This is a genomic window from Pseudomonas sp. MCal1, from assembly GCF_026341415.1.
GTDB lineage: Bacteria > Pseudomonadota > Gammaproteobacteria > Pseudomonadales > Pseudomonadaceae > Aquipseudomonas.
The window spans coordinates 141,640-156,711 of the sequence record NZ_JAKUMP010000014.1 but is presented as its reverse complement, the minus strand read 5'-3'; the positions used below and the strand labels follow the sequence as shown (position 1 = coordinate 156,711).

General features: G+C 62.6%; 11 protein-coding genes. 3 read left to right on the top strand and 8 right to left on the bottom strand.

The annotated features are described in order from the left end of the window. Positions 1-87: 87 nt before the first annotated feature. Positions 88-1,527, top strand: coding sequence for a cardiolipin synthase (cls, locus tag MKZ87_RS22740; RefSeq protein ID WP_085696684.1), 1,440 nt, complete (start codon positions 88-90; stop codon positions 1,525-1,527). A gap of 2 nt (positions 1,528-1,529) precedes the next feature. On the opposite strand, the gene cfaB is transcribed toward cls, so the two are convergent. The 5 genes from cfaB to hflK (MKZ87_RS22715) all read right to left on the bottom strand — a co-directional run bounded on the left by cfaB (position 1,530) and on the right by hflK (MKZ87_RS22715) (position 8,843). Beyond that, positions 1,530-2,717, bottom strand: a complete 1,188-nt coding sequence (gene cfaB, locus MKZ87_RS22735) for a C17 cyclopropane fatty acid synthase CfaB (protein WP_085696682.1) — start codon at positions 2,715-2,717, stop codon at positions 1,530-1,532. A 177-nt stretch (positions 2,718-2,894) separates the two neighbouring features. Continuing rightward, positions 2,895-4,802, bottom strand: a complete 1,908-nt coding sequence (locus MKZ87_RS22730; RefSeq protein WP_266202022.1) for a heavy metal translocating P-type ATPase — start codon at positions 4,800-4,802, stop codon at positions 2,895-2,897. Beyond that, positions 4,799-5,857 (bottom strand): protease modulator HflK, encoded by a 1,059-nt coding sequence (hflK, locus tag MKZ87_RS22725; RefSeq protein ID WP_266202021.1) that lies wholly within the window; start codon positions 5,855-5,857, stop codon positions 4,799-4,801. The genes MKZ87_RS22730 and hflK (MKZ87_RS22725) overlap by 4 nt, the downstream gene beginning before the upstream one ends. Then, positions 5,854-6,900 carry a protease modulator HflC gene (hflC, locus tag MKZ87_RS22720; protein ID WP_085696676.1) on the bottom strand — a complete coding sequence of 349 codons (1,047 nt, stop codon included), beginning with the start codon at positions 6,898-6,900 and terminating at the stop codon, positions 5,854-5,856. Before hflC ends, hflK (MKZ87_RS22725) begins: the two co-directional genes overlap by 4 nt. Next, complete coding sequence (hflK, locus tag MKZ87_RS22715; RefSeq protein WP_266202020.1) at positions 6,897-8,843, bottom strand: protease modulator HflK; 1,947 nt, start codon at positions 8,841-8,843, stop codon at positions 6,897-6,899. The genes hflC and hflK (MKZ87_RS22715) overlap by 4 nt, the downstream gene beginning before the upstream one ends. A gap of 210 nt (positions 8,844-9,053) precedes the next feature. Between hflK (MKZ87_RS22715) and lpdA the strand changes: the two genes are divergently transcribed. Then, positions 9,054-10,454, top strand: coding sequence for a dihydrolipoyl dehydrogenase (lpdA, locus tag MKZ87_RS22710; protein WP_085696672.1), 1,401 nt, complete (start codon positions 9,054-9,056; stop codon positions 10,452-10,454). Positions 10,455-10,491: 37 nt separating this feature from the next. Here lpdA and MKZ87_RS22705 read toward each other — a convergent pair whose 3' ends face one another. Further along, positions 10,492-10,965: an Lrp/AsnC family transcriptional regulator gene (locus MKZ87_RS22705; protein WP_007954205.1), complete on the bottom strand. Its 474-nt coding sequence runs from the start codon at positions 10,963-10,965 to the stop codon at positions 10,492-10,494. Between the two features lie 144 nt (positions 10,966-11,109). Between MKZ87_RS22705 and MKZ87_RS22700 the strand changes: the two genes are divergently transcribed. Next, positions 11,110-11,739 (top strand): LysE family translocator, encoded by a 630-nt coding sequence (locus MKZ87_RS22700; RefSeq protein ID WP_227233982.1) that lies wholly within the window; start codon positions 11,110-11,112, stop codon positions 11,737-11,739. Here the strand turns inward: MKZ87_RS22700 and MKZ87_RS22695 are convergent. Together MKZ87_RS22695 and MKZ87_RS22690 are read right to left on the bottom strand one after the other, a co-directional pair. Next, positions 11,736-13,874, bottom strand: a complete 2,139-nt coding sequence (locus MKZ87_RS22695; protein ID WP_266202019.1) for a hypothetical protein — start codon at positions 13,872-13,874, stop codon at positions 11,736-11,738. The two genes, MKZ87_RS22700 and MKZ87_RS22695, sit on opposite strands and share 4 nt — an antisense overlap. Then, positions 13,861-15,054 (bottom strand): DUF3142 domain-containing protein, encoded by a 1,194-nt coding sequence (locus tag MKZ87_RS22690; protein WP_266202018.1) that lies wholly within the window; start codon positions 15,052-15,054, stop codon positions 13,861-13,863. The genes MKZ87_RS22695 and MKZ87_RS22690 overlap by 14 nt, the downstream gene beginning before the upstream one ends. Positions 15,055-15,072 lie beyond the last annotated feature (18 nt).

Sequence of the window (15,072 nt, the reverse complement as noted above, 5' to 3'; positions counted from 1 at the left end):
GGACGCTGGCGACTTGAAAACAAATAGCGACAATCGCCCTGGAACATGGTCTGTTAAGCATTGAATCTTCAGGAGCAAGGTTGCCCCATGGATTATTTCGGACCGCACATCTTCGGTTACCTGATCGCCCTGATACACACTCTCGGCTCGATCGCTGCGATCCATGCCGTATTGACCGTACGCACCGCACAAGGCTCGATTGCCTGGGCGCTGTCGCTGATCTTCATTCCCTACCTCACCCTCATCCCGTATCTGGTGTTCGGCCGCAGCACCTTCGATGGCTACATCAAGGCCCGCCGCCAGGCCAACGAACAGATGCGCCAGGCGATTTCCGAACTCAACTGGCGGCCGTGGGTGGAAGAAGCCTTGACCGCCCGCGCCTCGAATGCGTATGACTCGTTGCGGGCGATGCCGAAACTGGGGCGCATGCCGTGCCTGGCCAACAATGAAGTGCGATTGCTGATCAACGGTGCCGCCACCTTCGAGGCGATTTTCCACGCAATCGACCAGGCGCGGGAAGCCGTGCTGATCCAGTTTTTTATCATTCACGACGATCGACTCGGTCAGCGCCTGCGTGACCTGTTGCTGAAAAAAGCGGCCGAAGGCGTGGTGATCCATTTGCTCTATGACCGCATCGGCAGCCACGCCCTGCCCCACAGCTACGTGCAGGCGCTGCGCGATGGCGGCGTCGAGGTCAAAGCATTTGCCACCCGCGGCGGCTGGCTCAATCGTTTCCAGGTGAATTTCCGCAACCACCGAAAGATCGTGGTGGTCGACGGGCTGATCGGGTTTGTCGGCGGCCACAACGTCGGCGACGAGTACATGGGTGAAAAACCACCGCTGGCACCGTGGCGCGATACCCACGTCCAGGTGCGCGGCCCGGTGGTCGCGTGCATGCAGGAGTCATTTGCCGAAGACTGGTTCTGGGCCGCGCGGTCATTGCCGCCGCTGATCCTGCCGGACGCCTACCCGGAGGACGGCGTACTTTGCCAATTACTCGCCAGTGGCCCGGCGGATGCCTACGAAACCTGCTCGCTGTTCTTCGTCGAAGCCATCCACGCCGCCACCGAGCGCGTGTGGATCACCAGCCCCTACTTCATTCCCGACGAAGCCGTGTTCGCCGCATTACGCCTCGCGGTATTGCGCGGGGTCGACGTGCGTCTGCTGCTGCCTTCGCGTCCCGACCACCGCATCGTCTACGCCGCATCCAGCCTGTACGCGTTCGAAGCGGTGCGCGCCGGCGTGCGGGTATTCCGCTATGAACCGGGATTCCTGCATCAAAAAGTGGTGTTGATCGACAGCGAAATCAGCGCCATCGGCAGCGCCAATCTGGACAACCGCTCGTTCCGGCTGAATTTCGAAGTGATGCTGCTGACCGTCGACAGCGAATTCGCCGCCAGCGTGGAACAGATGCTCAATGACGACTTTGCCCAAGCCTACGAGGTCGCCAAAGAAGAAAGCCGGGAGATCCATCGCCTGCAACAGGTCGGCATGCGGATCGCCCGGCTGATTTCACCGATTCTCTAGGTTCAAGGGTTGTAGATGTCGTCCCTGGTCCACGGCAGTTCATGGCCGCCGTCGGCATGGGCTTTCACGGCGAGAATCTGGTGCAGGTTGATCCAGCCGCGAGCGAATGCGTAAGCGCAGCCCGCCAGGTACAGACGCCAGATACGCAGCGCCTGCTCCGGCACCAGTTTCGCGGCGGCTTCAAGATTGTCCTCCAGCCGTTCGCTCCAGTGGTCCAGGGTGCGCGCGTAATGCAGACGCAGACTTTCGACGTCGACAATCTCCAGACCCGCTTCGCTGATCTCGGCCGAGATCATCGCCAGGTGCGGCAGCTCGCCGTTGGGGAACACGTACTTCTCGATGAAATCCCCGGCACCGCGCCCCACCGGACGGCCATCGGTGTGCTTGGCGGTGATGCCGTGGTTCATCACCAGACCGCCCTCTTTTACCGCGCCGAACAGGGTTTTGCAGTATTCGGCGAGGTTGGCGTGGCCGACGTGTTCGAACATGCCGACGCTGACCACTTTGTCGAAACGCCCGTCCTGAGGCAGATCGCGGTAGTCAAGCAGCTGCAGTTCGATCTGGTCTTCCAGGCCTTCAGCCTTGACCCGCTCACGAGCCAGCGCCAGTTGTTCCTTGCTCAGGGTGATACCGAAGACCTTGGCGCCGAACTCACGGGCGGCGTAACGCGCCAGACCGCCCCAGCCGCAACCGACGTCCAGCAGGTAATCACCCGGCTGCAAACGCAGCTTGCGACACAGGTGCCGGAACTTGGCCTGTTGCGCCTGCTCAAGGGTTTCGCTGCCGGTTTCGAAATACGCGCAGGAATACGCCATGTCGCTGTCCAGCCACAGCTGGTAGAACGCGTTGGACAGATCGTAGTGATAGGAGATGGCCTTGGCGTCGGTTTCCTTGTCGTGGAGCGTGCGCACCGGGTGACTGTCTTCGTCTTCATCAAGCAGCGCGGAGCTCAACTCATCGCACACCCGGATGACCTCGCTGATCGACCCTTCCAGTTCGAGTTTGCCCTCGACGAACGCCGCCCCCAGCGCGTCGAGGCTTGGATGGGTCAACTGGGACACCATCAACGGGTCCTTGACCACGATGGTGACGCTGGGCGTCGGGCCCAGATTGAATTCATGGCCGTCCCAGAGTCGCAGGCGAAGCGGAAGCTGCAGATTCTGTAAGGCCGGTGGAAGTTGCGCGAGCATGGAATATCCCCCTGGTTTCAGACGTCTGATCTGAGGGTAGACCATCCTTGAAAATTAGCAGGCTATCGATCTGATAGTCGCCGACTATCAGCCACAGCGGCTGTCACCGCGCGGTCATCCGTGTTTCAGTGCGCCTTCTCAAATGACTGCGAGAGCGGCGCACAGTTCGAAAAATGATCAGTCCGACGCTTTCAGTTTCAGCAGCGGCTCCTGAAAACGCAGCAGCCGGCCAGCATTGCCCAGCACCAGCAGCGTGCTCAGGTTGTGCAGCAATGCAGCGATCATCGCGCCCGCCGCACCGAGCCAGCCGAAGGCCGCGAATACCACGATGGCCAGCGTCCAGCCCAGACCGATGATCACGTTCACCTGCAAGGTTTTCCGGCACTGACGACTCAGGCGCACACAGGTGCCAAGCCGACGCAGGTCACTGCCGATCAGCACGATGTCGGCTGACGCCAACGCAATGTCCGCGCCGCCCGCGCCCATCGCCACCCCGACGACACCTGCCTTGAGCGCCAGCGAATCGTTGATCCCGTCGCCGACCACCATCGGCCGGAAGCCGTTATCGATTTCCTTGAGCACTCGGTTGAGTTTGTCTTCGGGCAACGCCTGGGCTTCTACTTCGTGCAGGCCGACGTCCTTGGCCAGGGTTTGCGCAACGCTCTGCCGGTCACCGGTTAACAACAGTTGCCTCCCCAGCCCGAGGTCACGCAGCTCGCTCAACGCAAATCGCGCTTCCGGTTTGACGGTGTCGGCCAGCAACAGCCAGGCGAGAAATTCGCCATTCAATGCCAATCCGGCAATCGGGCCATCGTGTTCGGGGATCGCGGTGGTCGGGATGCCCAACTGCGCAAACAGCTCCGGGCGCCCGAGTGCGGCCTCGCCTTGCGCGGTTTGGGCCACTACGCCCAACCCCTGCCGCTCATGAATATCGGTCAGCACCAACACCTCTTCCGCGCTGACCAGTCCGGCCAGCGCGCGGCTGACAGGATGGCTGCTCGCCGCGCCCAGGCTCGCGGCCAGTGCCATTACCGATCCGTGATCCGCTCGCGGGCTGCTGATCGACTGCAAGCGCAGCGTGCCGTAAGTCAGGGTGCCGGTCTTGTCGACGACCAGCGAAGTGAGATCAGCCAATTCCTCCAGGAACGCCGAACTGCGGATCAGAATCCCGTGCCGAGCGGCTACCGCCACTCCGGCAATCGCCGTGGCCGGCGCCGACAACACCAGCGCGCAAGGGCATGCCGCCACCAGCACCGCGAGCATCGCCTGTGCATCGTTGGTGATGAACCAAGTGACTGCCGCAAGCAACAACACCAGCACCATGTAACTGCCGGCATAGCGTTCGAGCAAACGGGTGATCGGCGGCTTGGAGCGTTCGGCGTTTTGCATCAGCGCGATGACCTTGCCGAGGGTCGACTCATCCCCGGTACGGGTCACTTCAATTCGCAGCAACCCGTCGAGGTTGATCGCGCCGCCGAACACTGCCATGCCGACAACCGCCTCCACCGGCACCGACTCACCGGTGATCGACGCCGTATCGAGGCTGGCCTGACCGGACACCACCCGACCGTCCGCCGGCACGCGATCGCCGGCGCGCACTTCAACTTTGTCGCCGGCCTTGAGCGCACCATTGTCGACTTCGATGACCGAGCCGTCCGCCTGCACCTTGCGCGCATGGCTGCGCGTCAGTTGGCCGAGGGCATGAATCGCTTCCTGGGAGCCGATCACACTGCGCTCTTCCAGCACATGGCCGAAGATCATGATGATCGGCAACAGCGCAGCGGCGAGCAGATCGCCCGTGGCCCAGGCCCCGATCATCGCCAGGGCGATCAATTGATCAGTGATGCCGTGCAGGCTCGGATAACGCAGGCTGAACCACGCCGAACGCATCACCGGCACCGCGACCAACAAAGAAGCAAATCCGAGCAACAACTGACTGACGCCGGTCTGTTCCGGCATCAACCAGCGCCAGATCAGTCCAAGACCAAGCAAGCCTAGGGCGAGCATCGCCAGGGTCAACTGGCGCGCGGCGCGGCGTTGTTCGGCCGAGGACAACAGGCTCGGAGCGGAGGTGGTGGCAGTCATTGGCTGGCTCCCTGAATGATCAGGCGTGAATCGTCTTTCGGATCGACCGTGGTCACCGAACCGGCCTGGCCGAGAATCTTCGGCATCCGCTCGCGGTACAGACGCAACAGCATTTGTGGGTCAGTGCCCTGCTGTTGCGCCTTGGCCAGACTCAGCACCGTCGCCGTGTCGGCGGAGGCTTTGGCCAGGCGCTCACCGGCCTGGGCGTGGGCGACTTGCAGCGTGCGGTCGGCCTGTTCGTTGGCGGACTGGGTCAGCTTTTCAGCGTCCGTGCGGGCATTGGCGACCGCCTTGTCGGCTTGCTGGCTAGCGGTGAGGACGGCGTTGAAAGCACTCACCGCCGGCTCCGGCAGGCTCGATTGCACATCGACCCGCGCCACTTCGATGCCGATGCCCTGACCGCTCGCCTTCAACTCGGCGAGACGTCGGTTGATGCCTTGCACCAGATCACCGCGCAACCGTTCGCGACGTTCGGCGGCCTGATTATCAGCACCGATCAACTCGGGCCGCGCCACCAGAATGGTGTCCAGATCCCTCGCAGCCGTCAGCGCAACCGCGCTTCGCGTCACCACTCGATCCAGTGCCGGCAAAACATGTTCGCCTTGCAGCACAAAGTCATAGGGATCGGTGACCTTGTAGAACACCCGCACATCCAGCTGCACAACGCCGGCATCACCGGTGAGCAGATAACCGGAACCGGCCAGCGCGTCACTCAGCGGTGTGGCGAAGGTCGCGACGCGATCCGCCCGCACGGCCTGATCACTGCGCAGCAGATTTTCCACCCGTCGCTCAATGACCCGATCCGCCGCCGGCAACAAAATTACCTGTTCAAACGGCTGCGGCCACGCCAATAGCAACCCGGCATTCTGAATGCGATCCAACGCTCCGAAATGCAAAACCAACGCGCGATTTTGCGGGTCAATCTGCCGCACATTGGAAAATGCCCAGGCCAACGCCGCGAGCACGGTTACCGCGTACAGGGCGAAAAACGCCAGACGTCCCGCTTGAATCCAGGGACTGTTCAGCGAATGTGTTCCACGTGGAACTTCATTCATGGCTGCGTTCCGCTTTTGCTGTCGAGATTGGGCGGACCGTCGACCAACACCCGGAATGGCGCGGCGTCGGTGCGCAGGATCAGCTTGGTGTCTGGCGAAACGATGGTGCCCAGGGTGTCCAGCGAACGCAGCAAGTTGTACAGCTGCGGCGAACCGGCGTAAGCACGTCCGTAAATCTGCGCCGCTTCCACCCGCGATTGGGCTTCGATATCGGCGGCTTTCACCGTGGCATCGGCTTGCACGATTCGCGCATCGCGTTCAGCGGCGGAGCGGATTTGCGCCGCTTCACGCTTGCCGACAGCGGTGCGTTCGGTGGCGATGGTTTCACGCTCGGCACGCATCCGGTCAACCGTTGCAGTCAAGGTCACCGATGGCAATGTCAGCCGTTCGATGCCCACCTGCACCACGCGCACCCCGTAAGTGGCGAGCAGTTGCTGATCGATTTGCTGACGCAGCTGCGCTTCAAAATCGGCGATGCGAACCTGACTGGCATCGGTGTTCACCAGATTAGCCAGATCGAAACTGCTGGCCGTGGTTTCCAGCGCCGAGCCGACAAACGTCCGAATCTGCCGCGCCGCTTCGTCCGGCTGGTTCTGCACGGCGCGCATGAAGCGCTGCACGTTGTCGGGGTCGCCTTGTACCTGCCAGGCGACGTATGCCTGAACGATGATGCGCAAACCATCGCGGGTGCCGACGTCCTGCAAGCCGCTGGAGGTCGTGCGCAAACGCAGGTCTACCGGAATCGCCGCTTCGAACGGTGCCGGCCAGCGCCAACTCAGACCCGGTTCCAGCAACACGCGGGACGGGTTGCCAAACCGCGTGATGACCGTGGCTTCACCGGAGCGCACTTGCACCAGGCTTGCCGCCGCGATGGCAAAGGCCACCAGTAACGCTGCCCAACCCATGCGTTTCCAGGGAAAAGGCCCCGCCTCTTCCGGCGCGCCGTGGTGATGGTGATGATGCCCGTGATGGTGATGACCGCCGCCATGAGCATGATCGTGGCCGCTGTGGTCATGGTGATCGTGAGTGTGCGACTGGCTCAATGGGTGGCTCCTGGCTGAGCGGTGGTGCGCGCCGGGTCTGCCGGCAGCGTGAACGTACGCAGGTCGATGGTCGGTGCGTTACTGCTGCCGCCCAGGCGATGGTCGAGTACCAACAGTTTGGCTTTGCTCAAACCCTGGCTGAGTTGGCTGAGGTATTGCTCCAGCACGAAGGCTTGGCCGGCGCTGGCGTAGGCCTTTTGTTCGGCGCTGAATTTCAGGTCCGCCGCCCGTGCCGTGGCATTGATTTCGTGGGCGTTGGCACTGGCCTGATCCCGAGCGAGACTGGCCTGCAATTGCGCCTGGTTACTCGCTTCGGCAGCAGCGCCGCGCTCGCGGGAGATCAATGCCTGAGCGCCGATCTGTGCCGCTTGCACGCTGTGATAGGCATTGGCCGCCCCTGCCGGCGGGTGAATCGCTTCGACCACCGTGGCGAGAATTTCCACGCCGCTGTCGAGTTTCTGCAGATCGCTTTGCACGGCGCGGCCGATTTCTTCGGCGAGCCCGGTCCTGTCCTCGCCAAGCAATCCGTCGAGAGTACGCGAGGCAAAGTCATGCACCAGAATCCGGCTGGCGGTGCTGCGGATCAGCGTCGGCACATCGGCGCTGTTGTAGGTGGCGGCAAGCGCGGCTTGATCGCTCAGTCCTATGCGATAGACGAAGCGCACATCCATGTTGACGATCTGAAAGCTCTGCTGATCGCCACGGCTGCTGGCGATAACCTGAGACTTGTCGTTGACGTGGCTGGCGTCCCACAAACGATTCGCGGTGAGAGGCGCCGGCCCTTCTGCCGGATCCAACTGCGCGGGCGTCGGGTTCTCGCCGACGCTGGTCGCCAGTTCGTGCACAACACCATTTTCAACATTCAGCACGCGCCCCAGCGGCCAGGGTAAACCGGCGTGCAAACCCGGACCGAAAACCTGCACCGGTTTGCCGAAGCGCTCGTAGATGCCACGGCTTTGCAGCGGAATTTCGTGAAGGCCGGTGAGCAGCCAGCCCACCGCTGCCACCAGCAGCAACACCGGCAAGAAGGCGCGACGCATGTAACTGAAGGCCCAGATCTGACGCAGATCGATGCCGAAACGGTTGTGCAATTCGTGCTGCAATGCGAGCAACGGTTGTGGCGGCCAGCGCAGCAAATTGGCGACGAAACTGCGCGCCAGCAACGCCGGTTCGAGTTGATCGCGGCGCGGGCTGAACAGCGACAACAGCGCACGCAGCAGTAATTCCAGGGCAACCAGTCCCGGCAGAATGCCGATAAACACTGCCAGACGCACCGGCCAGATTGCACTCTCACTGGCGAAAAGCAGGCACAACGCGCCCAACACCAGACTGATGATCGCCACTCGCGTCAGTTGCGCCAGCGCTCCGGCCTCGGGCCATTGCGCCGGGTTTTCCTGCGCCAGTTGCCGCTCCAGCACCAGCAGAGCGAATGCCAGGAGCAAAGCGATGGCCGCGCCAACCGTGGCAGACAAGCCCACACCCGCCGCCGGCAACGCCAGATTCCATATTTGCTCGATGCTCAACAGCACCAGTACCGACCACCCGCCCAACCACAATGTGGCCGCGCCAATCTGCCTGAGCAGGTGCAGACTGCGCTGGCTCATGCGATCCAGCAGGCGCTCGTACCAGCCTTCCGGCGCTGGTTCCTCAGCAGCCGTCACCGGCACGACGGGATTGATCACCCGCGCCCGCCAGCGCGTCACCCACCACGCCGATTGCAACCCGGCCACCAGCACCAGCAACGCCGCGCTCTGATTGACCAGCAATGCGGGCCACAGCGATTGCGGCGCAAACAGGCCGACGAAAAATGCCAGCCCCCATCCCGCCCCGGCCAACACGCCCAGACCGATCGCCAGGCGACGCAAACGCCGGCCCTGCGTCGCCGCTTGCTGAAAGCGCGGCATCGCGGTCACCGGCGTGCCTTCATCCAGATCGACTTGCATATCCCCCCAAAACCCTTGGCTTTCCACACACATCGTTACGATATAACGAAAGTCGTGAAATATTTGTACTCATTTGCGCCATTCAAAGATGCGCAACCTGTCGCTTGCCTGAAGCCTTGACCGAAATGTCTGGAAACGCACATATTACGTTCGTAATTTTCAGTGGGAACTACTTTTACCGATCCGCATCCTTAAGCCAGGAGTGAGAGCATGAGCAACTATGACGTGGTGATTCTGGGCGGCGGCCCCGGCGGTTATAACGCAGCGATCCGCGCCGGCCAGCTGGGCCTCAAGGCCGCGTGTGTCGAGGGCCGCGCCACGCTGGGTGGCACCTGCCTGAACGTCGGCTGCATGCCGTCAAAGGCGCTTTTGCACGCGTCCGAGCTGTACGAAGCGGCGCTGGGTGCGGAGTTCGCCAACCTCGGCATCGAGGTCAAACCCACGCTCAACCTTGCGCAAATGATGAAGCAGAAAGACGAAAGCGTGAGCGGCCTGACCAAAGGCATCGAATTTCTGTTCCGCAAAAACAAAGTCGACTGGATCAAGGGCTGGGGCCATATCGACGGCCCCGGAAAAGTCAGCGTGACCGGCGATCAGGGCAGCCGGATCGAGCTCACCGCCAAGGACATCGTCATCGCCACCGGCTCCGAGCCCACTCCCCTGCCCGGTGTGGAGATCGACAATAAGCGCATCCTCGACTCAACCGGCGCGCTGTCCCTGAATGAAGTACCCAAACATCTGGTAGTGATCGGCGCGGGCGTGATCGGCCTCGAACTTGGCTCGGTCTGGCGCCGGCTCGGCGCGCAGGTAACCGTGGTGGAATACTTAGACCGCATCTGCCCCGGCGTCGACGGCGAAGCCGGCAAAACCCTGCAACGCTCGCTGAGCAAACAGGGCATCAGCTTCAAGTTGAGCTCGAAAGTGACCAGCGCCACCTCCTCGGCCACTGGCGTACAGCTCAGCGTCGAACCCGCCGCTGGCGGCAGCGCGGAAATCCTCGAAGCCGATTACGTGCTGGTGGCCATCGGTCGGCGTCCGTACACCCAGGGCCTGGGCCTGGAAAATGTCGGCCTGAGCACCGACAAACGCGGCATGCTCGCCAATAAACAGCATCGCACCGAAGCACCCGGCGTGTGGGTGATTGGCGACGTGACGTCCGGGCCGATGCTCGCGCACAAGGCCGAAGACGAAGCCATGGCCTGCATCGAGCAGATCGTCGGCAAGGCCGGCGAGGTCAATTACGACCTGATTCCCAACGTGATCTACACCCGCCCGGAACTGGCCAGCGTCGGCAAGACCGAAGAGCAACTGAAGGCCGAAGGCCGGGCGTACAAGGTCGGCAAATTCCCGTTCACCGCCAACAGCCGGGCGAAGATCAATCACGAGACCGAGGGCTTTGCCAAGGTCATCGCCGATGAGCGCACCGACGAAGTCCTCGGCGTGCATCTGGTCGGGCCGAGCGTCAGTGAAATGATCGGTGAGTTCTGCGTGGCCATGGAATTCAGCGCCTCGGCCGAAGACATCGCGCTGACCTGTCACCCGCATCCAACCCGCTCCGAAGCGTTGCGTCAGGCGGCAATGAATGTCGAGGGGATGGCGACGCAGATGTAAGCACTGTGCGAATACTTCCCGCGCAATGCGGGAAGTATCAGGACGGCAGATGCCCCAGCGGTAACGCGCCGGGCGTCTTCACTGTGTGGATCGCAAAATTGCTGCGGATATCGCTCACCCCCGGCAGCTTCAACAGACATCCGGTGAGGAAGCGGTCATAAGCGCGCAGGTCCGGCACCACCACTTGCAGCAGAAAGTCTGATTCTCCGGACACCAGGAACGCCGAAATCACCTCCGGCAACGCCGTCACCGCCCGGTGGAACGCCTCAGCCTGTTCATCGTTGTGGCGCTCGACCTTGACCCCGACAAACACCGTCAGCCCCAACCCCACTTCATCACGATCCAGATTGGCCTGATAACCGCGAATGACTCCGGCCTCTTCGAGCATGCGCACCCGGCGCAGGCACGGCGATGCCGACAGACCGATTTCATCAGCCAGCTGCACATTGCTAAGGCGCCCGTCCCGTTGCAGCGCGGCGAGAATCTTGCGGTCGAAGGCATCCAGTTTCATGGTTGGCAGATCCTGATGGTTTAGGCGGTGAAAGTGCGCAGATTATGCCAATTCATCCGCCCTTAGAAGCCGATTACGCAACCACCTGCCCTGCCCTTCGGCCCTAGACTGAGGCGACCGAATCGACAACGAGAGGGGTGCGACATGGCGAGTCTCTGGCTGTTTTTCCTGGCGTTGGGGGTGGTCTACCTGCTGCCCGGCCCGGACATGATCCTGCTGTTGCAGACCGGCGCCCGCCAGGGACGCGGCGCAGCGCTGGCCACGGCGATGGGCCTGGCGATTGCCCGAGGTTGCCACGTCGCATTGGCGGCGTTGGGTTTGGCGGCGCTGTTCAAGGCGGCGCCGTGGACGTTCGATGCCGTGCGGATCGCCGGGGCGGCGTACTTGCTGTGGATCGGCGTTCAATGTCTGCGCACCACGCTGTTGCCGGATCTGAATGCCGACACCGTAACGGACAGTCATGCGCAGTGGTACGCAGCCATCCGTCGCGGCCTGCTGACCAATCTGCTCAACCCGAAAGCGTTGCTGTTCTGTTCGGTGCTGCTGCCGCAATTCATCGTGGCGAATGGCGCACCGGTGCTGACGCAGTTTGCGCTGCTCGGCGCGATGTTGGTGGGCGCAGGTCTGCTGTTCGACAGCGCCTACGCCCTGACCGGCGCCGCGCTGGGCCGCTGGCTGAAACACAGCCCGACAGCCCAGCGAGTGCAACAGTGGCTGTTCGGCAGCCTGTTGATCGGCTTCGCCGTTCGCCTGACGTTTGTCCAGCAGGCTTAAGGTTTGCGGGCCTTGCGTTGGCGGCGAGCAATCAGCAACAACGCCACGGCAGTGAAGGCCACAATCGCGCCGATCTGGACCGGCCACTTGTACGGCCGCAGTGTCGAACGCACCGAATCGGTCACCTGAGTGACGTAGCGCTTGTCGGCGTTTTCGAAGTCCGGATAAGGGCATTGATGGCCGAAATCCACGGCCCACGGTACGTAGGGCCCTTCGTCGATATAGCGTTTGTACAAGGCGCTCTGCTCTTCCAGGCTGCTGTTCCAGCCCGCCGCCGAGCACAATACGGCGGCGAATGCCTGACTGGTGTGCGGCAGATTATCCGCCGCCCGACTGGCCAGCGCCGTCGCGACGAACCGATAGTGATAACGCTCATCCGGCTGCGCCTCACTGGCTTTCTGACGTTGCACTTCGGCTTCGCTCACCAGCGGCCCGACTTTGAGCTCGGCACTTTCCAGGCTGTAGTTGCCGCCGAAGGTCGCGTAATCCGGGGCCATTTCGTAGCCCAGAATGTCCATGCCCCACTCACGGGCCGTCCACGCGGCATTGAACAGCGCGCTGGCACGCTTGGTTGGCCACCATGCCGAATCCGCCTTCAGGCGTTGCTCACCATAGAGCCGGGCCTTGTTCTGCAGATCGGCGCTGTCGAAATAGCCGACCGCCTCTTCATAACGCCCCTCACGCAGCAACCGCCGCCCCAGCAGATTGCGCAGGCTTGCGGCCACCGGCAGCGGCACGTAATTGTCGCGATCCTGCTGGCTCAGCGCGGGCGGTGCCGGAACATTGGTATCGACGTAGTTTTTCAGTTCTTCGACCGTCAGCACCCGCTCGGCCACGGTCGCGGCGTCGAACCAGTAAATATTCCGGCTGCGATACAACTGGTCAAAAGCCTGCAGATACTCGCCACGTTGCAGCGCGAGAATCGCGCTTTCACCCTCGACCCGGCACTTGGGCTGCACGCTTTCGAGATTCCAGTCGGCGGTGCGCCGCTCACCCCAGGATTCGTCCTGCGGGAACGCTTGCGCGGCTTTTGCGTAGGCCGCAGCTGCTGCGTTCCTGTCGCCGTCGCGCACCGCCAGTTTTGCCCGCAACCACCACGCCAGGCCACTGTCGCCAGCGTGTTCGAGGAACGCCTTGGCGCTGGCGTAATCGCCCTGTTGGTAATTCATCGCCGCCAATCGATCAGCGTTGTCGAGGCTGCCGCGCGTGCTCGCTTGCAGGGCCTTGACCAGCTTCTTCTCGTTCGGCGGCTCATCGCCAAACGACCAGCCCATCCGGCTGATGAGCGAGGCGGTCACCAGTTGCTGCACCGCTTCGCCGCGCAGCAATTTCGCCAGTCGGTCTTCGGGCTCCTCGGCCAGCTCGTTCATCAATTGTTTGAGCGAGGTGTAACCGACGTTCGAGCCGTGCAGATTCTGCGCGGCATAGAGCTTGATGGCGTTGTTCCAGTCACCTGCCGTGCGCAGCGCCCGCGCCTCTTCGCCGAGGCTGGCCACGCCGAGTTCCAGCGGATCGCTGAAACCGTCGATGCTCAATTGCCGGGTCTGGCGGAAGGCTTCGATGGCGTTTTCCAAGGCTTGTAGCGCATCCCCGGCTTCGCTGCTCATGGCAAAGAATGCCCGGCCCAGTGAATAAGCCGCCCAGGTGCTGCGCAACGCGCGCTGATCGGCCGGCAGCGCCAGCAACTGACGGAAATACTCGACAGCCAGTTGATGGTCACCGGCGCCGAACGCCACGGCGCCCGCCACATATAGACGCAGTTCCGCCGGCAGGCTCGCGCCCTGCACGTCGACCTGACGCGCATCGGTCAGGCTGCGCAGTCGTTTGACCAATGCCTGCTGTTCAGGTGTCAGACCGATCTGCTCGGCCTTGTTGCGCACCTCGGCGGGTTCTGGCGCCTCGGCGTAGATGTCATCCGGATTATGGGTGGCGGCGGTGACGTTCTTCAGCCCGGCAATGGTTTTGCCGAGACGACTGATCTCGAACCTGAAGTTGCCCTCCGGCAGTTCCGCCAGCGATTGCCCGCGATCGTCGAGCAGACGCATCGGGAAATCAGGGCCGCAGGCCAGGGCCGATCCCAGCGGCAGGCTGAGACTCAGACAAAGCAGATGGCGGGGCCAGTTACGGGTCAACATGCGAACCTCCTTGATCAATATTTGCGCAGCGTGCCCAACCGATCGCCCTCTGCCCGCCCGCCGGCAATCGGCCGTCGCGCAGGCGGGTGAAGGTAAGCAGATCCGCCGTCTGTTGCAACGTGTAACCGGCGAGCGCGTCAGCCCCTTCACAGCCCCGGGCCTTGATGGTGATGCGGGCGGGCCAGGCGCTGTCGAGGTTACCGACGTTACGCAAGGTGATGTCATTCACATCGTTCTGCTCGGTGAACACCAAGCCGAGCTGGCTGTTCAACGCATCGCCTCGGGCGACCGCACGCAGCGTGCTCAGGCTCCAGGCTCTGCGGTCGTTGGCCAACGGCAGCCGAAACCAGATCAGACCGGCCAGATGCGCCGGGCGATCCTCGCGGAATGCTTTGGCCAACCGGCCCAACTGTTGTGGATCGGCCAGCAATTCACGTCGCTGGCCGCCACGTTCGAGCGGCACTTCACTTTCCACCACCGGGGTGCCATTGGCATCCGCCAACAACGCCACGCCGTAGGCCGGCAGCGCCAGATAAAACGGCTTGTCGGTCACCCGCGCCCAGGCCTTGGCCCAGTGCTGCGCCTGCTCGGGATCGAACAGACCGAGACGCGGATCGCTGACGGCGTGCACCTGCAACACGCTGCTGTCGACGGTCGCCAACAGCGCCGGCAATTGCGGGCTGTCGAGCCAGGCGGGCAATGCGGTGATGCTCAGGGGCAGGCTGGCCGGCAATGCGCCGCGCAAGTGGGTGAGGAATTCGATGTAAGCGGGCAGTCGGGCACTGCCGGCGTCATGGTCGATCTCGACGCCGCTCAGGTTCAGCCCCTGCCCTTGCCAGTCGGCAAGTACTTGAAGGATTTGCGCAGTGACCGCTTGCGGGTCGAGCGCCTTGAGCTGGCCGTCGAGGCGAATTACTGCGATCAACGGCCGGGCATCGCGTTTCAGCAGTGCGGTATCGATTCGTGCCCGACTCCATCCCGCATTCGGGAAAGCCTGCAGCGCCAATACCCGCAACGTCGAAAAGTCACTGCGACTGTCGTTCAGGGCAGGTTCATGGGCTGGCGTCCATTGCCGTTGCCAGACATAAAGCTGCTGATCGAGCGGCGCTGCGTCCTGCCGTTCGCAAGCACACAGCAACAACACAGCCACCACGGCTGAACACCCGATGATAAAGCGCATACCTTGCAGATCCCTGAG